The sequence below is a fragment of the Mycobacterium saskatchewanense genome (assembly GCF_010729105.1).
GTDB lineage: Bacteria > Actinomycetota > Actinomycetes > Mycobacteriales > Mycobacteriaceae > Mycobacterium > Mycobacterium saskatchewanense.
In genome coordinates, this window is record NZ_AP022573.1 from 5,416,612 (window position 1) to 5,433,934 (window position 17,323).

Annotated in this window: 18 protein-coding genes; 8 read left to right on the forward strand and 10 right to left on the reverse strand. The window is 68.3% G+C overall.

Annotated features, from left to right (window positions below):
• Nucleotides 1-569: 569 nt before the first annotated feature.
• On the forward strand, nt 570-1,829 hold the full coding sequence (gene fmdA, locus G6N56_RS25370) for a formamidase (protein WP_085255107.1): 1,260 nt from the start codon (nt 570-572) through the stop codon (nt 1,827-1,829).
• Between the two features lie 139 nt (nt 1,830-1,968).
• Nucleotides 1,969-3,501, forward strand: a complete 1,533-nt coding sequence (locus G6N56_RS25375) for a serine hydrolase domain-containing protein (protein WP_232069152.1) — start codon at nt 1,969-1,971, stop codon at nt 3,499-3,501.
• A 7-nt stretch (nt 3,502-3,508) separates the two neighbouring features.
• On the opposite strand, the gene G6N56_RS25380 is transcribed toward G6N56_RS25375, so the two are convergent.
• Both G6N56_RS25380 and G6N56_RS25385 read right to left on the reverse strand, forming a co-directional pair.
• The gene (locus G6N56_RS25380) at nt 3,509-4,180 is read right to left on the reverse strand and encodes a M15 family metallopeptidase (RefSeq protein ID WP_085255106.1); all 672 of its coding nucleotides are present in this window, start codon (nt 4,178-4,180) and stop codon (nt 3,509-3,511) included.
• A gap of 35 nt (nt 4,181-4,215) precedes the next feature.
• Nucleotides 4,216-5,715 (reverse strand): flavin-containing monooxygenase, encoded by a 1,500-nt coding sequence (locus G6N56_RS25385; protein ID WP_085255105.1) that lies wholly within the window; start codon nt 5,713-5,715, stop codon nt 4,216-4,218.
• 110 nt (nt 5,716-5,825) lie between these two features.
• On the opposite strand from G6N56_RS25385, the gene G6N56_RS25390 reads away from it, so the two are divergent.
• Nucleotides 5,826-6,203 carry a DUF732 domain-containing protein gene (locus G6N56_RS25390; protein WP_142280532.1) on the forward strand — a complete coding sequence of 126 codons (378 nt, stop codon included), beginning with the start codon at nt 5,826-5,828 and terminating at the stop codon, nt 6,201-6,203.
• A 31-nt stretch (nt 6,204-6,234) separates the two neighbouring features.
• Here G6N56_RS25390 and G6N56_RS25395 read toward each other — a convergent pair whose 3' ends face one another.
• The 4 genes from G6N56_RS25395 to G6N56_RS25410 form a co-directional block, all read right to left on the reverse strand.
• Nucleotides 6,235-6,750 carry a DUF732 domain-containing protein gene (locus tag G6N56_RS25395; RefSeq protein ID WP_142280524.1) on the reverse strand — a complete coding sequence of 172 codons (516 nt, stop codon included), beginning with the start codon at nt 6,748-6,750 and terminating at the stop codon, nt 6,235-6,237.
• Between the two features lie 162 nt (nt 6,751-6,912).
• Entirely contained in the window at nt 6,913-7,527 is a 615-nt protein-coding gene (locus G6N56_RS25400; protein WP_085255103.1) for a DUF732 domain-containing protein, read from the reverse strand.
• A 70-nt stretch (nt 7,528-7,597) separates the two neighbouring features.
• Nucleotides 7,598-8,302: a TetR/AcrR family transcriptional regulator gene (locus G6N56_RS25405; protein WP_085255102.1), complete on the reverse strand. Its 705-nt coding sequence runs from the start codon at nt 8,300-8,302 to the stop codon at nt 7,598-7,600.
• A 95-nt stretch (nt 8,303-8,397) separates the two neighbouring features.
• Nucleotides 8,398-9,117 carry a TetR/AcrR family transcriptional regulator gene (locus G6N56_RS25410; RefSeq protein WP_085255101.1) on the reverse strand — a complete coding sequence of 240 codons (720 nt, stop codon included), beginning with the start codon at nt 9,115-9,117 and terminating at the stop codon, nt 8,398-8,400.
• A gap of 241 nt (nt 9,118-9,358) precedes the next feature.
• Here G6N56_RS25410 and G6N56_RS25415 point away from each other — a divergent pair, with 241 nt between their 5' ends.
• Entirely contained in the window at nt 9,359-9,760 is a 402-nt protein-coding gene (locus tag G6N56_RS25415; protein ID WP_085255100.1) for a DUF4267 domain-containing protein, read from the forward strand.
• Here G6N56_RS25415 and G6N56_RS25420 read toward each other — a convergent pair.
• Both G6N56_RS25420 and G6N56_RS25425 read right to left on the reverse strand, forming a co-directional pair.
• Nucleotides 9,736-11,181: a protein adenylyltransferase SelO gene (locus tag G6N56_RS25420; protein WP_180150609.1), complete on the reverse strand. Its 1,446-nt coding sequence runs from the start codon at nt 11,179-11,181 to the stop codon at nt 9,736-9,738. The genes G6N56_RS25415 and G6N56_RS25420 overlap by 25 nt on opposite strands.
• Nucleotides 11,182-11,258: 77 nt before the next feature.
• Nucleotides 11,259-11,825 (reverse strand): hemerythrin domain-containing protein, encoded by a 567-nt coding sequence (locus G6N56_RS25425; protein WP_085255098.1) that lies wholly within the window; start codon nt 11,823-11,825, stop codon nt 11,259-11,261.
• A 562-nt stretch (nt 11,826-12,387) separates the two neighbouring features.
• Here G6N56_RS25425 and G6N56_RS25430 point away from each other — a divergent pair.
• The 3 genes from G6N56_RS25430 to G6N56_RS25440 are packed head-to-tail and all read left to right on the forward strand — an operon-like array spanning nt 12,388 to nt 14,675.
• Nucleotides 12,388-13,305: an HpcH/HpaI aldolase/citrate lyase family protein gene (locus tag G6N56_RS25430; protein WP_085255179.1), complete on the forward strand. Its 918-nt coding sequence runs from the start codon at nt 12,388-12,390 to the stop codon at nt 13,303-13,305.
• Nucleotides 13,306-13,322: 17 nt separating this feature from the next.
• Nucleotides 13,323-14,015, forward strand: coding sequence for a mycothiol-dependent nitroreductase Rv2466c family protein (locus tag G6N56_RS25435; protein ID WP_085255097.1), 693 nt, complete (start codon nt 13,323-13,325; stop codon nt 14,013-14,015).
• Between the two features lie 30 nt (nt 14,016-14,045).
• Entirely contained in the window at nt 14,046-14,675 is a 630-nt protein-coding gene (locus G6N56_RS25440; protein ID WP_085255096.1) for a GNAT family N-acetyltransferase, read from the forward strand.
• A gap of 10 nt (nt 14,676-14,685) precedes the next feature.
• On the opposite strand, the gene crcB (G6N56_RS25445) is transcribed toward G6N56_RS25440, so the two are convergent.
• A complete protein-coding gene (gene crcB / locus G6N56_RS25445) occupies nt 14,686-15,060 on the reverse strand; it encodes a fluoride efflux transporter CrcB (protein WP_085255095.1) in 375 nt (124 codons plus the stop codon).
• Nucleotides 15,057-15,455 (reverse strand): fluoride efflux transporter CrcB, encoded by a 399-nt coding sequence (gene crcB, locus G6N56_RS25450; RefSeq protein ID WP_085255094.1) that lies wholly within the window; start codon nt 15,453-15,455, stop codon nt 15,057-15,059. Before crcB (G6N56_RS25450) ends, crcB (G6N56_RS25445) begins: the two co-directional genes overlap by 4 nt.
• Before the next feature lie 139 nt (nt 15,456-15,594).
• On the opposite strand from crcB (G6N56_RS25450), the gene pgm reads away from it, so the two are divergent.
• A complete protein-coding gene (pgm, locus tag G6N56_RS25455; protein WP_085255093.1) occupies nt 15,595-17,223 on the forward strand; it encodes a phosphoglucomutase (alpha-D-glucose-1,6-bisphosphate-dependent) in 1,629 nt (542 codons plus the stop codon).
• The last annotated feature ends 100 nt before the right edge of the window (nt 17,224-17,323 follow it).

Below are 17,323 nucleotides of genomic sequence, written 5' to 3' on the forward strand. Positions count from 1 at the left end.
GCAGGGCGAACAGGAGGCCGCCCGTGACCGGTGCTGAGCGTGCGCCAAGCGCTATGCGGCGGGCACGACTTTTTGTTGCCCGCGTGCGATGCGTTCGGCCGCTTACCGGGGCGTTCCTGGCCGAACGTGTTTGCGCCGGCGTCCCTGCGTCGCGGCGTGGGCTGCGGGCAGGCGCCGGCCAACGGACAATGGTTTGATGGCCACATACGGGTACCGGTGCGCCCAGGACGGCGACTTCGACGTGTGCCGCCCAATAGGAACGGCCCCAACCAGATTCGTGTGTCCGGTGTGTAATTGCGAGGCGGCTCGGGTCTTTCGCGCGCCCATGCTCTCGCTGGCCCCCCGTGCTGTGCTGGCTGCGATCGACCGGGCGGAGAAGACGCGCGACGTGCCAGACATGGTGTCGGTTCCGCCGCCAACACCAGTCCGCGATCGCATTCCGCCGTTACCGCAAAACCCCGCCTGGAGGTACCTGCCACGGCCGTAAACGGGGAAAGGTGGCCTCGCCGCGAAAGTAAACCCGTTGTGCCCGTTCGGGTATCCGGAAGCAACGACAGTCAGGAAGGGTTATGCCGCAGGTAGTGTTTCCACTCGATTCCACGAAGAAGTTCACCGATCAGCGCATCGTCGGACACAATCGGTGGCACTGGGCGATCCCGGCGCAGGTACACGTCAAACCCGGAGACACCTTCCGCGTCCACTGCCGCGAATGGTTCGACGGCGCGATTCGAAACGACGACTCCGCCGAGGACATCCTGAATGCCCCGCTTGCCGCGGTTCATGTGCTCAGCGGCCCGATCGCTGTGGAGGGCGCCAAGCCTGGTGACTTGCTCATCGTCGACATCCTCGACGTCGGGCCCATCCCGCAGGAGGATTCAGGGCCGTTGGCGGGGCAGGGCTGGGGGTACACGGGGGTATTCGCGACAAAAAACGGTGGCGGGTTCCTGACCGAGCATTTTCCCGATGCCTACAAGGTGATCTGGGATTTCCAGGGCGGTGTGGCCACGTCGCGGCACGTGCCGGGAGTCTCCTACACCGGCATCGTGCATCCCGGGCTGATGGGGACCGCCCCCTCGGCGGAGCTGTTGGGTAAATGGAACGTCCGCGAACAAGCCCTCATCGACACCGACCCGGACCGGGTTCCCCCGCTAGCCCTGCCACCCCTGCCGGACTCTGCGATCCTCGGCAGCCTCCGCGGCGCGGAATTCGACCGCGTGGCCGCCGAGGCGGCGCGGACCGCTCCGCCGCGGGAGAATGGCGGCAATCAGGACATCAAGAATTTCACCAAGGGCACCAGGGTGTTCTACCCCGTGTTTGTCGACGGCGCCAACCTGTCCATGGGCGACCTCCACTTCTCGCAGGGTGACGGCGAGATCACCTTTTGCGGGGCCATCGAGATGGGCGGGTTTTTGGATCTGCACGTCGATCTGATCAAGGGCGGAATGGAGACGTATGGCGTCAGCGAGAACGCGATCTTCATGCCCGGCAACGTCGCTCCCCAATTCAGCCAATGGCTGGCGTTCTCGGGAACATCGGTCACGCTCGACGGTGTCCAGCGTTACCTGGATTCGCACCTGTCTTATCAGCGGGCGTGTCTGCATGCCATCGACTATCTGTCCAAGTTCGGGTATAGCCGGATCCAGGCCTACATGATTCTGGGCTCGGCGCCGATCGAGGGACGGCTGTCCGGCGTGGTAGACATCCCGAACTCGTGTTCAACGGTGTATATCCCCACCGAGATCTTCGACATCGATGTCCGTCCGTCAGCCAAGGGGCCGGTACAAGTCGATCCCGGAATCGGTGTGCCGACGGCGGCGGCAGGAAACTGAGAGCCGCTCGGCCGCCCGCGTCGGAGCGACGCGTGAGGGGTGGCGCGTTGCCCATCGCTTGACAAGCCGGGCCCGCCCGACACAGCATCGGGTCGGGACAATCATCTGAAGATGCCGTGAACGCGGTGGCGGGGAACATGTGATCGACGACAGCTCGCTCGGCAGGCCGCTCCGAAAGGCCGTCGCCACCGGAACCGTCCTCCTGGCGCTCATCACGGCCTGCTCTCGTGGCGCGGCGGGACGTCCCGCGGCGGGCATAAACCCACAGCCCCCCGCACCCCGGGTCGCCGTGGCAGCCAAACCGCCCAGCCCCGCTCTCGCAACCGAATTCGCGCCGGTGTCCGCGCTGATCGACCGCGCGATCGCGGCGGGCAAGCTGCCAGGCGCGGTGGTGGAGATCGGGCACGGCGGCAACGTCGCCTTCAGCCAGGCCTACGGCTCGCGCAAGCTCGGGGGCGAACCGGGGCTGGATGGGACGCCCGCGCCCGCGGAGCCGGCGACCGAGGACACCATCTTCGACCTGGCCTCCCTGACGAAGACCATCGCGACGGCGACGGCCGTCATGCAGCTGTCCGAACGAGGCGAGGTGCAGATCGACGATCCCGTGCAGCAGCAGCTGCCCGGCTTCAACGCGGCGAACGATCCCCGTCGCGCCAAGGTGACCGTTCGCATGCTGCTGACGCACACCTCGGGGGAACCGGGGGACGTCAATCTGGGAGACCCGTGGGGACTCGACCGAGCCGACAAGGCCGAAGGCATACACCGGGCGCTCAGCACGCCGCTGGAATCCGGCCCGGGGCAGGGCTTCCACTACTCCGACATCAACTTCATCGTGCTCGGGGCCCTCATCGAGAAGGTCACGGGCGAGACCCTGGACGTCTACGTTCAGCAGCACGTCTTCGACCCCCTCGGCATGACGGACACCCACTACCTCCCACCGGACAAAGCGTGTGGCCCGCACACGACGGTCGGCGCCGCGATCGCCTGGGCTCCCGCATCCAGCGGCACGGCCCCGGGCGCCTGCCCCGCGGGGACGTGGAGCACCGCGCTCTTGCCGCGCATCGCACCGACGGCACGCGACGAGGAGGGCCGGGCCGACCCCGGCAAGAACCCCGACCTCGACCGCCTGCTGCGGGGCACCGTGCAGGACACGACGGCGCGGCGCATGGGTGGGGTGGCCGGGCACGCCGGCGTGTTCTCGACCGCGCATGATGTCGGCATCTTCGCGCAGGCCCTGCTTGACCGGCTCGCCGGCCGCCCGAGCCAGTTTCCTTTGGCGCCAGACACTTTGGCGTTGATGACGACCCCGCAACAGCCGGGGCACACGCCGCAGCAGCTTGAGGCGGCCAATGCGGCGGCCCGGGCGGCCGCCGCGAAGAGACCGAACACCACCGATCCGCTACTCGCGCCGCGCTACCCCGCGATCCCGGGGCAGAACCTGCGCGGGTTCGGTTGGGACATCGATACGGGCCAGTCCACGGCGCGGGGCGTGATCTTCCCGATCGGCAGCTTCGGCCACACCGGCTTCACCGGAACCTCGCTGTGGATGGACCCGGGTTCGAATACCTACCTCGTTCTGCTCGCGAATTCGATCCACACGCGGGGCAGCCCGCCCATGTCCGACCTGCGCGGCGAGGTCGCGACGGCGACGGCGCGTGCCCTGCATCTCTGACCCGGCCTCAGGGTCGCTCGAAGTGCTGGTAGTCGATCGGGGACGCCCAGCTGCCGCCCCACCGCCAACCGCGGTCTGTGAAGGCGCGCACGGCGGCGTCGCCCTCGTGCAGGAGCCCCGGATCGGCGCGGCGGCGATCGATGTAGGCGGACGCGTTGTGCGGCTCGAACGCGCCGCCGGTGTAGATGCATGGGTTGACAAGGGGATTAAGGTCGATCGCCCGGCCGTAGGCGTGTTGGGACCACCGTCCGGCGCCCGGAATTTCGCGACAGTTGAAGCCCGACGTGTTGTCGTCCTCCATCGATGCCTCGTCGTCGGCGGCGGGATACTTCTCGACCGTGCGCATCTTGTCGACGGGATAGCCAAGCCGGTAAAGGCTTTCGAAGATCGCGGTCACCTCCGGCACGAGGTCCTCGTTCACGATCAGTTCGCCGCGGTGGGCCCGTCCGTCGAAGCCCAGGTGGGCGAGAGTGACTCGTCGTAGCTGCCCCGGGCCGGCCGGGCAACCCGGCCGCCAGCTCGCGCCGAGTTCGGCGGCCGTGACCGGCTCCACCGTCGCTCCGGCTGGTGCCGGCGGGGCTCCGGCCGACGGTGAGGCCGTGACGGACGGTGCGGGTGTAGCGGTACGGGGCGGCGGCCCGTGGGCGCACTGCACCAGGGTGACCGAGGCGGCGGCCATTGCCACCGCCACGGCACGCTGGCGGTCGAAGGGCGTCAAAGTGGTTGCTTCCGTTCACTTTGCGCGAGGGCGGCCAGGTGCTTGCGTTCCCGATCGGTCAGCTCGTTCGACGTAATCGCGCGGAAGGCTGCGGCATCACGCTGGAACCGGGCCGGCGCGTCGGGCAGCGCATCAGGGCCCTCGAGCCGAAAGCTGCTGGGCGCCAAGGGGCCGAACAGCAACGCCCGGCGCAGCTGCGGCCAGTTCTCCAGCCGGGGCTCGACCCCGGCGGCTCGCGCAAAGGTGAGCGCGACCAGGTTCATCCGGGTCTTCTGCGACGCCCCTCGCGCCGAGCGATGAGCCGCGATGGCCGACCGCTGGTCGGCCTCACGCGGCGGCGGGACGGTGCCACCCCACGCGTACGCGATCCACCGGGCCTGAAGTTCCAGCGGCACAAAGTATCCGCCCGACTGGTCCCACATGCCCACGAACGCCAGCCCCGGCAGGTCGGGATGAAACGTATGCCGGTCGAGGTCCAGATGCGCGTCGTCCAGGTCGAGAACGGCCCGGACGTCGTCATCGAGAAACGGCAGGCGAACCTTGAATCCGGTGCCGAACACGATCCCGTCGAACTGCTCTGCATGGCCGTCGGTGAACGTCACGGTCGTGCCTTCGACGGCGTTCACCCACGCCCGCACAGCGATTCGGCCCTCTCCCACGAGCGGCAGGTAGTACTGGCTGAGGGTGAGCCCGGCGGCCGACAGGGAATCCGCGGGCGCCGGTGCACCGTACTGCTCCGGGCTGCCGCCCGCCTCAACGACGATCTCTTTCAGCTGCCGATCGACTTCGGCGGCCGGCAGCACCCCGCTCGCCAGCGTCCCGTAGCGCGTGAAAACCCGGTGATCGGAGGGGACTCCGGCGGCGAACTTCGGCAGGACGTACCGCTGCCGCCGCTGGGTCACGACGACGCGCGCGGCGCCGAATTGGGCCAGTTCGGCGGCGATCTCGAGGGAGCTGATCGCGCCGCCCGCCACCAGGACGCGCTTGCCGCGATACGGGTCGGCCCCCCGGTAGTCGTAGGTCGCGATCGCTCCCGCCGAGCCGGTGAAGGTGTCGAGCCCCGGCACGGTGGGGATGGCGGGGGCGTGGAAGCGACCGGTGGCCACCACGACGTTGTCGAAGGTCTCTTCGACGCCGCCGTGCCGGACGAGCCACCTGGCGCCGTCCGGCGCGAGAAGGTCGACGCGTGTGCCGAACCGGATGCGCGGCACAAGGCCGAATGCGTCGGCATAGCGGTGCAGATAGTCCAGAATCGCGCGGTTCGGTGGAAAGACGGCGCGTGTCTCGGGCTCGAGGTCGCTGAAGGCGGTCAGGATCCGGCTCGTGTTGGTGTGCATGGTCGGCCACACCCCGCTGCGGCCGGCGAGCCCCGTCCACTGGCCGCCCAGCATCGGTCCCTGCTCGAAGATCACCGGTTCGAGCCGGCGCGAGAGCAGCCAGCGCGCCGCAACCAGTCCACCGGGTCCGGCCCCGATCACGGCGACACGTCTCGTCACCGGTGAACTGTCGCACGCGCGCAGTTCGGGCGCGATCCCTTTGCCGGCTTGACTTCTGATGGGGTCGGGAAGACGCGGGCGCCGGCATGTACGAGGATGTAACGGTGCGCATGCCTGTGGTGCTCGCGAGCTTTGTCTTCACGGTCAGCTTCGCCGCTTCGGCACAGGCGGATCCGGGCCCCGACGCCGGCTTCCTTTCCGCGCTCGACAAGGCGGGCATCCCCTATCAGAGCGGGCCCACCGCCATCTCGATCGGCAAGCAGGCCTGCGACCTGATGGATCAGGGTCAGCTCAAAGCCAACGTCATCCAGGACGTCTCGGCGAGCAACCCGGGGCTTTCGATGCCCGACGCCGCCCGGTTCACCACGATCGCGACCAGCGTCTACTGCCCCCAGCACCTCGGGGAACCGGTCACGCAGGCACCGCCATCCCCGACGTCGTCGCCCATCATTCCCGAATTCCCGTGGCCGGCGCCACCTGTCGGCTGAGGCCGTCTGGAGCGACCACCTTGGGGGGCGGCTACCTCGAGACGCTGGGGCAGTAGGCGCCAATGGCGGCCTCCGCGAGGTGTTCGGCGTCGTCGTGGGTGAACTGGGGCGACCACGGACTCCCCGACGCGACGTCCTGGTTCTCCGCCGTCATGATGTCGGTGACGGTCGAGTCCAGCGCCTGCGGGTGCGGCGGTAAGAGCGAGAAACAGGTGTGGTGGCCGAACTCCATGAACCGCTGCCGTACGGCGTCGTTGCCGTTGTCGGCGATGCCGTAGATGGCCAGCGAGGAGAAGAACCGGCCGTCGGCTCCGTCGCCCGAACCCTTTGGCCCCGGGGTCACCGTGATCGTTTGCGGTCCGGGGGAGGTCGCGGTCCGATCGCGCAGGAAGTAGGTGGCGACGACACCGAGCGCGAACAGGACGGCCATCGCGAGGAACACCGCCGCGACGACATTGCCGAGGTTCCTCGACGGGGGCGGGCGCACCGGCCGCGGTTGAGGGCGAGGCACCGACCCGACTGGGGCGCTGTTGTCTCCGACAGTCATGAGCTGTCTCCTTTTGGCTGCGGTGCGATCGCGCGGAGTGTGCCTGGTGTGGATGCCGACCGACCAGGTCGGCTCGGGCGGGTCGCGCCAAGTCCAATCATTATCGACGGGGTTTGATTCCCGCAGTTCAATACGCGTTCGACGACGACCGGCGAGGCGATGTCAGGACACTCCGCTGACCAGGTTGCCGTTTTGAGGACAGTAGGCGCGCACGGAAATGGCCACGTAGGCGTCGGCATCCGCGCCGAGTGCCGGGTTGCTGGCCCGAAACGCATCGACGATCTGCGGCACCGTCATGCCCTGGCGGATGTCGGCGCAGACCATCTTGCCGTTGTAGATGGCCGCCTCCGGGTTCGCGAACGAGATGCCCCGGTCGTTCAACGTCTGGACGTACTTGTTGTCCTGCTCTGGTGTGGACGGGATCGACGAGGGGGAGGCCGCCGACGGCGAAGCGGTCGCCGTCGGCGAGGCGCCGGCAGTCGGCGTAGGTGACGCGCTAGGCGGCGCCTGCGAACCCTTGTTGTCCGGGCTCAGCACCCAGAACCCGACCACGATCGCGCCCGCCAGGACCAGGCCACCCAGGAGCAAAGCGCCGGCTTTCCGCCACGTCGTCACCCACGATTCGCGCTCGACCGCCGGCTGAGGGGGCGACTCCTCGTCATCGTCGCGTGACCACGCGAGGCCACCACTACCCGGCGACGCCGGGTTGGGTACGGCAACGGTCTCGGAAGCGTTGACTGCGGCGGTTTCGTCAGAAGCCGGGACCGGCTCGGCCATGGGGCCATGGTAGCCATCCGGCAGTCATCCGTCTGTCTCCGCGCGCCGCCCGCGGCGAGTCGCTTTCTGGTCAGCCCGCGGCCACCCGCTCCGCGGTCAGCGCGTCGATCGTTTCGGGCGAGACGCCCAGCCCTCGCAGACAGAACCGAAGCGCGCGTCGACGGGTCTCGGCGCGTTCGTCGTGACTCGTCCCCCGGTGCCGTTGGGTGGCCGCCCAGACGACGCCGTGCAGCGACTTCGCGGCCGTTGCCGGCATGACGTCGTGGAACACGCCGAGATCCAGCCCCTGCTGCAGCTGCTCGATCAGCGGCTCGAAGATCATCGGGTATGGGGCCGACACCGGCTCGGACGAGGTGAACACCTTCGACTGGGCCTCCAGCAACAGCCGCCGCAGATCGGACTCGGTGTTGTCGTCGAAGGCGAGGTCGAATCGGCCGTCGATCCAGGCCGTCACCGCCTCCACCGGGTTGTCCGCGGCGGCCATCTTCCTTTTCAGCCGGAGCACTTCCACGCGGGTCATCTCCGTGAATACCGCCGCGACCAGCTGGTCCTTGGACTCGAAGTGCCGGTAGAAGGCGCGGGTGCTCAGCCGGGCCTGTTCCAGGACGGCGGCGACGCTGAGCCCGCGGATGCCCTGTTCGCGAACCGACTTCGACGCAGCGTCCAGGATCGCGCACCGCACGTCCGGATCGGGCGCGAGCTTCGCCCGTCGACGTGGTGCACCCCCGCCGAGGTAACCCTGGCGGGAATCGGGCCGGTCATACCGCTGCGTCATGTGATGCCTATTACCCCCGGAGCCATTCAGGCAATCATTTTTTCACGGCCGACAAATGTTCGCTGACTTTCGTCTCACATATCGCCGCCGGGCATTCATTCGTTTCGCGCCCGGCCGGCGCATGCTTTCGTCGAGGTCATGCCCTCGATTGTTTGCGGTGCCACGCCCAGGCCGCGCAGGCAGAATCGCAGGGCGCGCTCCCGGACCTCTTGGGGCTCCCAGTGGCCGCTTGCCCACTGCCGTTGCGTGGCGGCCCAGACCACGCCGTTTATCGACTTGGCGGCGGTCGCCGGAATGATGTCGTGGAACATCCTGAGGTCCAAGCCACGCTCGAGCTGTTCTATCAGCGGGTCGAGGATCGCCATGTAGGACGGCGATACCAGCTCGGGGGAGGAGAAAATCTTCTCCTGAGCCTCCAAAGATGCTTGGCGCTGTTCCGATTTGATGGTCTCGTCGAATGCGAGATCAAGCCGCCCGTCGATCCACGCGGTGACGGCCTCCACTGGGTCGGCCGCCGGTGCCATCTTGGCTTTCAGCCGCTGGACCTCGACGCGCGTCATCTCCATGAACACCGCCGCGACCAGCTGGTCCTTCGACTCGAAATGGCGGTAGAACGCCCGGGTGCTCAACTGCGCGTGCTCCAGCACCGCCGCGATGCTGAGACCCCGAACCCCTTGTTCGCGAACGGATTTCGCTGCCGCGGCCACGATGGCGCGGCGCACCTCCGGATCTGGAGCCAGTTTGTTTCGTCGCGTCCCGGGCGGATGGCCGGCATGCGGACGCCGACAAGAGAGCGGATCCCCCTGTTCCGTCATAGGTAATCAAGGTAATAGGCGAACCGTTCTCGGATAGGCACTTTCATAAGACTGGGTGGCAGGTTCGGATCGCTGCCGGTTGGCACCGATCAACCAGCGACACCTGGTGCTCGAGTTTGCGGACCGGGTTTTGCTGCTCGGCGATAACTTTGCACAACGGGTGGCGACAGCATCCCGACGCGGTGTGCGAAATGGGCCGAACCTGCGGCCCGGGTGCCCGGGCCGGGCTTAGGCTGCAGCTATGGCAATCGACCGGGCGGCATTGCTGGCGGGCGGCATTCGGCTCGCCTCGGGCATCTCGTTTCTTGTCGACCCGTTGGGCGCGAACCGGCTCTGGGGCGATCCCGAAGCGCCTTCGCCGACTGCGCGGCTGCTGTTGCGATCGATGGGGTACCGCGACGCGCTGATCGGCGGCCTGCTGGCTGCGGCGGCCCTCCGGGGCCGCAACACGCGGGGCTGGTTCCTGGCGTCCGGAGGCGCGGACGCGGCCGACCTGATCGGCGGGCTGAGCGTCCATGACCAGTTGAGGCCGTCCCAGCGGTTCATCGGCCTAGGGGGTGCCGTCGTCGGCATCGGAGTTGGTCTCTGGGGAGCCGCGCGACGAGGCCCGCAGCCGAGTCAGGTGCCGCAGAAGGTCCGGTAGGCGCCGAAGTCCTCCGGCGCCGGACCGGCGTAGCGCTCGAGTCCCGAGCGCTCGTCGTAAGGCCCGGTCACGGCGCGGAGCAGCTGCCGGAGCGGACGCAGATCACCGGCCGTCGCCGCGGTCAGAGCCTCCTCGACCAGGTGATTGCGTGGGATGTAGACGGGATTGGCGCGGTCCATCGCGGCGGCGTCCGGGCCCAGGGCCCGCCAATGGGACAGCCACTCGTCGAAGCCGGCGAGGTCGATGAACAGCCCGCGCGCCGGCTCGGCGTCCCCACGCGCAGCTCGGCCGAGCTGCCGGAAGAAGGAGGTGTAGTCGACGCGGCCGTCCTTCAGCAGGCGGAACAGCTCGTCGATCAACGGCATCGCCGCCGCCGCTTCCACATCGGCCCGCAAGCCCAGCTTGGCTCGCATGCCGGGGAACCAGACCGCGTCGTACCGGGATTCGAACACGCCGAATGCCGCCTCGGCCAGCGCGATGGCGTCATCGATGTCGTCGGAAAACAACGGGAGGAGCGTCTCGGCGAACCGGGCGAGGTTCCACCCGGCTACGAGCGGCTGATTGCCGTAGGCGTACCGGCCCCAGAAGTCGATCGAACTGAAGACCGTGTCCGGGTCATAGGCCTCCATGAACGCGCACGGACCGTAGTCGATGGTCTCACCGGAGATCGTCATGTTGTCGGTGTTCATCACGCCGTGGACGAACCCGACCAGCATCCAGCGAGCGATCAGCGACGCCTGGACGGCGACCACGGCTTCATAGAACGCCAGGTAAGGGCGGTCCGCGCTCGCCGCGCCGGGATGATGGCGGGCGATGGCGTGGTCGGCGAGGCGGCGCAGCAGGTCCACGTCGCCGGTGGCGGCGGCGTACTGGAAGCTGCCGACCCGCAGGTGGCTGGAGGCGACGCGCGTCAGCACGGCGCCCGGCAGGGTCTCCTCGCGCTGGACCGCCCGGCCGGTGCCGACGACGGCGAGCGAACGCGTGGTCGGCACGCCCAAGGCGTGCATCGCCTCGCTCACGACGTACTCGCGAAGCATCGGACCCACGGCGGCCAGGCCGTCGCCGCCGCGCGCGAACGGCGTCGGCCCGGACCCCTTGAGGCTGATATCGCGCACGCTCCCCGCGGGGTCCACGAGCTCGCCCAGCAGCAGTGCCCGGCCGTCACCCAGCCGCGGGACGAACCCGCCGAACTGATGGCCGGAATAGGCCTGCGCGACAGGGGCGGCGCTGGTCGGCAGCGCGCTGCCGACCAGGAACCGCAGGCCGTCGGGGCTACGCAGCCACTCGGTGTCGAGGCCGAGCTCCGCGGCCAGCCGGTCGTTGAGCACCAACAACCGCGCGTCCGGCGGGGTCTCGGCCTGCCAGCGCACCGCCATCTCCGGCAGGTCGCGCAAGAACCGATCCTGCAGAGCCAGGTTCATATCCGGTGCAACGCTCACTTCACCCAGACTACGGACGCTTCACCCAGACTACGGACGCGCGGCCGCCGCCGAAGTGGTTAGCCGAACGCCTGTCCGATGAGGTCGCGGGCGCGGTCGAGCATCGACGCGAACGGCCCGACGGCGAAATTCAGCTTCGCCGATTCGACGCCGGGATGTGGACGCGTCGGCGCGATCGCCTCGGCCGCGCGCACGGCCGTTCCCATCCGCTTGAGGTCGTCATCGTCCAGCTTCCGGGACAGCACCGGAAACTCTTCGCTCTCCTCCTGACGGGCATGGTCGAGCACGGCGTCGCGCAGCTTGGTGATCTCGTCGACGAACTCCTGCGACGCGATGTCGAGCTGCTCGATCTGCGACAGCAGCTCCTTGGCCTGGTGTTCCTCGGTCAGCCGGTCGTCCACTATCGCGTCACCGGCGTCGGCCTCACGTCGCACCCGCGGGTGCACGATCATCTCCTCGGCCGTCTCGTGAACCGCCAGCAGCTGCCGCAATTTGACGAACGGCTCTTCGCGGGCCTGGGGGTCCGATGCGTGCAGGACCTCGTCGAACATGTCCTCGATCAGGTTGTGCTGCGCTTTGAGGAACGCGACGACTTCGTCGGGCGATTCGATCATCATCTCGGCCATCGCCGATACCTCCCGTTGCATCAGGGGATTGGGGCCATGCGCGGACGCTGGGCTGTGCGCCGCTCCGCCAAAGAAGTACCCGGTCGAGCCGGGTCTAAACGCATTGGCGCGGCGAGGGGCTCAACGGTGAAGTGGCTGGCGATCGACGGCGAATCCTATTGAGAAGCAGTGGAATTAGCGTCAGCTTCGTTGCCGTCGAGATTGCCGTGGTGGTGGTGATCCGCGGCGGAGTGCGGCCCTCACGGCAATCTCGGCGGATTGGCAACGCCTGCACCACCGAACAAAAGCGCCCCGGCGGCAGAAACGGCTGACCGAGACGGATTTCGGAGCCGGGTTCCGGTAGCTCGCGGCGACAACGCGCGGCTGACGGCCACGGCGTTGCAGGGCAAGGTCTACCCGCCGGCGAATTGATCGAACGAGCCTTGGACAATTCGCCAAGGGTCTCCAGTGCCGGGGCTTCGCCCTGATCACCGGGGCGTCGTGACCATCCGTTTCGCCGTGCGACTACGGTTTAGGGAACTCGAGTAGCACCGACGGAATGAAGATGGCCACAGATCACGCAATGTATGAACACGTCGACAGTCACGCCGTGGATCCCGAAGACATCGGTTCCCGGCTCGACCCCGTCCTGGCCCGCAGTTGGCTGCTGGTCAACGGTGCGCACGCCGAGCGGTTCCAGTCGGCCGCGCACTCCCGCGCCGATGTCGTCGTCCTCGATATCGAGGACGCGGTCGCGCCCAAAGACAAGCAGGGCGCCCGTGACAACGTCGTGCGTTGGCTCGCCGGGGGCAACACCGACTGGGTGCGGATCAACGGCTTCGGCACCCCCTGGTGGGCCGATGACCTGGCGGCGCTGGCCGGTACGCCGGTCGGCGGTGTGATGCTGGCGATGGTCGAATCGGTCGACCACGTCACCGAGACGGCGAAGCGACTGCCCGACGTGCCGATCGTCGCGCTGGTGGAGACGGCGCGTGGGCTCGAGCGCATCACCGAGATCGCGGCGGCCAAGGGCACCTTTCGCCTCGCGTTCGGGATCGGAGACTTCCGCCGGGACACCGGTTTTGGGGAGGATCCGTCCACCCTGGCGTACACGCGGTCACGCTTCACCATCGCCGCCAAGGCGGCCGGCCTGCCCAGTGCGATCGACGGGCCCACGATCGGCTCCAACGCGCTGAAGCTCATCGAGGCCACGGCGGTTTCGGTCGAATTCGGCATGACGGGCAAGATCTGCCTGACGCCGGACCAGTGCGCCGTGGTCAACGAGGGCCTGTCGCCGTCGCAGGACGAGATCGCTTGGGCGAAGGAGTTTTTCGCCGAGTTCGAGCGGGACGGGGGAGAGATCCGCAACGGGTCCGACCTGCCTCGCATCGCGCGAGCCACCAAGATCCTCGAACTGGCCCGCGCCTACGGCATCGAGGTGTCCGAATTCGAGGACGAGAAAGTGCACTCGCCCGCCCCCTCGGACACTTATCACTACTGATCGAAAGGTCGGATCCGATGAGTGTCAGCGTCGACTTTCATTTCGACCCGATGTGCCCGTTTGCGTACCAGACGTCAGTGTGGATCCGCGATGTTCGCGACCAGATCGGCATCACGATCAACTGGCGGTTCTTCAGCCTCGAAGAGATCAACCGGCCGGAGGGAAAGAAGCACCCCTGGGAGCGGGAGTGGTCCTACGGCTGGTCACTGATGCGGATTGGCGCGCTGCTGCGCCGTACGGACATGGCGTTGCTGGATCGGTGGTACGCCGCGATCGGGCATGAACTGCACACCCTGGGCGGCAAGCCGCACGACCCCGCGGTGGCCCGGCGCCTGCTGACCGACATCGTCGACGAAGCGGCAACTTTCGATGCGGCGCTGGACGACCCGACCACGCATGACGACGTCCGCGCCGACCACCAGCGGGTCGTCGACGCCAGCGGCTACGGCGTGCCGACGCTGTTCGTGTCGGGGCAGTGCCTCTTCGGGCCGGTGTTGGTGGACCCGCCGACCGGGCCTGACGCGCTGAAGCTGTGGAACGTGGTGAGCGGCATGGTCGATCTCCCGCACGTGTACGAGCTTCAGCGACCCAAGACGCCCGCCGACGCCGAGCGCATCGGCCGGAGCCTGCGTCCGTACCTCGACGGGCGCGACTGGGTGAGCATCAATCGCGGCGCGGTCGTCGACGTCGGGCGCCTCACCGGCAACTGACCGATCGGGTTGGGTAGGCTCCGCGGTGTCATGAGCGACCCCGAAGTGATCCTGCCGCGCGAACTGACCGATATCAGCGACGAGGTCCGCCGTGTCCCGCCGCCGCCCAGCGCTGCGGATGTGCCGGAACCCTACGCTTTCCGCCTCGCCGACCCGGACGCCGACGCCGAGATGATCGCCGAGTGGATGAGCCGCCCCGTCCTGGTCGAGGCCTGGGAATCCGCGTGGCCGGCCGAGCGCTGGCGCCGCTACCTCCGCGCCCAGCTGGACGGCGACTACTCCCGGCCTTTCGTGGCCAGCCAGGAGGGCGAAGACCACGCTTACATCGAGTTGTACCGCGCGGCAAAGGATTCCATCGCCACCCGGTACGAGGCCGACCCTTACGACCTCGGAATACACGCGGCCATCGCCGACGAGGAGTTCGTGAACCGCGGAATCGCCGGCTTCATGCTGCCGCACTTCGTGGCCAGCGTGCTGTCGCAGGATCCGTTGTGCCGCAGGATCATGTTCGACCCCGACCACCGCAACAAGACCGCGCGGCGGTTCTGCGAGCGCGCCGGCTGCGTGTTCCTCGGCGAGCACGACATGTCGAATCGCCGGATGGCGCTGTACGCGCTGGCGCTCACGCCCGGCGACGTGCCCCGAACGCGCCAGCCCTGACGGGCCGCGGTCAGATCTGCTGCGCGGCCCACTGCCCGAGGAAGGCCGCCGCCAAACCGAGCGCGACGCTGACGACGATGTTGGCCAACACCGCCCAGGTCTGGCGCTCCTCGCCCAGACGCTGGGTTTCGAGCATCCACGTAGAGAACGTGGTGTACGCGCCTACGAACGCGGTGCCGGCCAGCAGGGCGGCCTCTTTGTTGAGCGCCAGGCCGCCGAGGAAGCCCAGCAGCGCGGCCCCCGTGATGTTGACCGTCAGGGTGCCGAATGGAAAGGACCGGCCCGCGCGCCGAGCGACCGTGCGGTCCACCAGGAAACGCAGTACCGACCCTAGGCCGCCGACGACGGCGACGCCGGTCCAGACGAAAGCCGTCGTGATCGTCATCCGCGTACCCGCGCTCGCCGCACCAGCGCGCTGGCGACGTGCACGGCCAGCAGTCCCACCACCAGGCTGCTGGCCGTGTAGCCGACCGCCATGGCCCAGTGGCCGTGTTCGAGCATCTCGATGGTCTCGACCTGCATCGTCGAAAACGTGGTGAGCCCGCCGCACAATCCGGTGCCCAGCAGCGGGCGCCGGTAACTCGACGCCGGTAGGCGCTCGAGCAATCGTGTGGTGAAGTAGCCCAGCAGGAAGGCGCCGACGATGTTGACGGTGAACGTGGACCAGGGCCAGTGTTCCGCGTCGCGGACGACGGCGGTGTTCAGGGCGGAGCGGGCCAGGGTGCCCACCGCCCCGCCGGCGAAGACCGCCGCCAACTCGCGGTAGTCGCGGTTTGCCACGGGCGGGTCCCTTCGTGTGCGGGCGGTCGGAAGCAGCCTAAGTGCCAGGCTTACCAGCCGGTGAACCCGGGAAGTACCTGAGAAGTCAGTAACGTACCGGAGACGTCAGAAGTCAGTCGCCCGGGCACAATTGGTAGCCATGGCCCACCCGCGTGCCGGTCAGCCGGCCCAGCCCGAAGACCTCGTCGATCTGCCCCATCTCGTCACGTCCTATTACTCGATCCAGCCGGATCCGGACGACGTCGCCCAGCAGGTGGTGTTCGGCACCTCGGGGCACCGCGGCTCGGCGCTCAACGGCGCCTTCAACGAGGCCCACATCCTGGCGATCACCCAGGCGATCGTCGAGTATCGCGTTGCGCACGGCACCACCGGGCCGCTGTTCATCGGGCGCGACACGCACGGCCTGTCCGAGCCGGCGTGGGTGTCGGCGCTGGAGGTGCTGGCCGCCAACGACGTGGTGGCCGTCGTCGACTCGAGGGACCGCTACACGCCGACGCCCGCGATCAGCCACGCCATCCTCACCTACAACCGCGGCCGCACCCACGCGCTGGCCGACGGGATCGTCGTGACGCCGTCGCACAACCCGCCGCCCGACGGTGGTTTCAAGTACAACCCACCCAACGGGGGTCCTGCCGACACCGACGCCACCAACGCAATCGCCAAGCGCGCCAACGAGATTCTGCGGGACGGTTCGGGGGTCCAGCGGGTGCCGCTGGCCCGCGCGCTGGGAGCCGTCCAGCGGCACGACTACCTCGGCAACTATGTCGACGACCTGCCCAACGTGGTCGATATCGATGCGATCCGCGCGGCCGGGGTGCGGATCGGCGCCGACCCGCTCGGCGGGGCCAGCGTGGACTACTGGGCCGAGATCGCGTCGCGGCATCGGCTGGACCTGACGGTGGTCAACCCGCTGGTCGATGCGACGTGGCGGTTCATGACGCTCGACCACGACGGCAAGATCCGGATGGACTGCAGCTCGCCGGACGCGATGGCCTCGCTCATCGCCAACCGGGATCGCTACCAGATCGCCACCGGCAACGACGCCGACTCCGACCGCCATGGCATCGTCACCCCCGACGAGGGCCTGCTGAACCCGAACCACTACCTGGCGGTGGCCATCGACTACTTGTACACCCACCGGCCGTCGTGGCCGGAGGGCATCGCGGTGGGCAAGACCGCGGTCAGCTCGTCGATCATCGACCGCGTGGTGGCCGGCCTCGGCCGCAAGCTGGTCGAGGTGCCCGTCGGCTTCAAGTGGTTCGTCGACGGCCTGATCGGCGGCACCATCGGGTTCGGCGGCGAGGAGTCGGCGGGGGCGTCGTTTTTGCGGCGCGACGGATCGGTTTGGACCACCGACAAGGACGGCATCATCCTGGCGCTGCTGGCCTCGGAGATCCTGGCCGTCACCGGCCTGAGCCCGTCGCAGCGCTACCGGGAGCTGACCGCCGAGTACGGCACGCCGTACTACGCGCGGGTCGACGCGCCCGCCAACCGTGACCAGAAGGCGCGGCTGGCCAGGCTGTCGCCCGAGCAGGTCACCGCGACCGAGCTGGCGGGGGAGCCGATCGTGGCGAAGCTGACCGCCGCGCCAGGCAACGGGGCGCCGCTGGGCGGGCTGAAGGTGACGACCGCCAACGCCTGGTTCGCCGCGCGCCCGTCGGGCACCGAGGACGTCTACAAGATCTACGCGGAGTCGTTCAACGGGCCCGAACACCTGGCCGAGGTGCAGCGGATGGCTCGTGAGGTGGTCAATCAGGTCATCGGGTGAGGGGCGTTCGGGCTACGTCGGCCCCTGTGACAGGCATGACCGACTCTGGGCAGCGGTATCACCCGCGCTAGCTCTTCGCCGAGTCGGCGCGCTCACCTGC

Coding starts and splice junctions, on each gene's coding strand:
- G6N56_RS25415 (WP_085255100.1), top strand. CDS start 9,359: ATGGCAATCGACCGGGCGGCATTGCTGGCGGGCGGCATTCGGCTCGCC.
- G6N56_RS25400 (WP_085255103.1), bottom strand. CDS start 7,527: ATGGCCGAGCCGGTCCCGGCTTCTGACGAAACCGCCGCAGTCAACGCT.
- pgm (WP_085255093.1), top strand. CDS start 15,595: ATGGCCCACCCGCGTGCCGGTCAGCCGGCCCAGCCCGAAGACCTCGTC.
- G6N56_RS25425 (WP_085255098.1), bottom strand. CDS start 11,825: ATGGCCGAGATGATGATCGAATCGCCCGACGAAGTCGTCGCGTTCCTC.
- G6N56_RS25430 (WP_085255179.1), top strand. CDS start 12,388: ATGTATGAACACGTCGACAGTCACGCCGTGGATCCCGAAGACATCGGT.
- crcB (WP_085255095.1), bottom strand. CDS start 15,060: ATGACGATCACGACGGCTTTCGTCTGGACCGGCGTCGCCGTCGTCGGC.
- G6N56_RS25405 (WP_085255102.1), bottom strand. CDS start 8,302: ATGACGCAGCGGTATGACCGGCCCGATTCCCGCCAGGGTTACCTCGGC.
- G6N56_RS25420 (WP_180150609.1), bottom strand. CDS start 11,181: ATGAACCTGGCTCTGCAGGATCGGTTCTTGCGCGACCTGCCGGAGATG.
- G6N56_RS25380 (WP_085255106.1), bottom strand. CDS start 4,180: ATGGCCGCCGCCTCGGTCACCCTGGTGCAGTGCGCCCACGGGCCGCCG.
- G6N56_RS25440 (WP_085255096.1), top strand. CDS start 14,046: ATGAGCGACCCCGAAGTGATCCTGCCGCGCGAACTGACCGATATCAGC.
- G6N56_RS25390 (WP_142280532.1), top strand. CDS start 5,826: ATGCCTGTGGTGCTCGCGAGCTTTGTCTTCACGGTCAGCTTCGCCGCT.
- G6N56_RS25395 (WP_142280524.1), bottom strand. CDS start 6,750: ATGACTGTCGGAGACAACAGCGCCCCAGTCGGGTCGGTGCCTCGCCCT.
- fmdA (WP_085255107.1), top strand. CDS start 570: ATGCCGCAGGTAGTGTTTCCACTCGATTCCACGAAGAAGTTCACCGAT.
- G6N56_RS25410 (WP_085255101.1), bottom strand. CDS start 9,117: ATGACGGAACAGGGGGATCCGCTCTCTTGTCGGCGTCCGCATGCCGGC.
- G6N56_RS25435 (WP_085255097.1), top strand. CDS start 13,323: ATGAGTGTCAGCGTCGACTTTCATTTCGACCCGATGTGCCCGTTTGCG.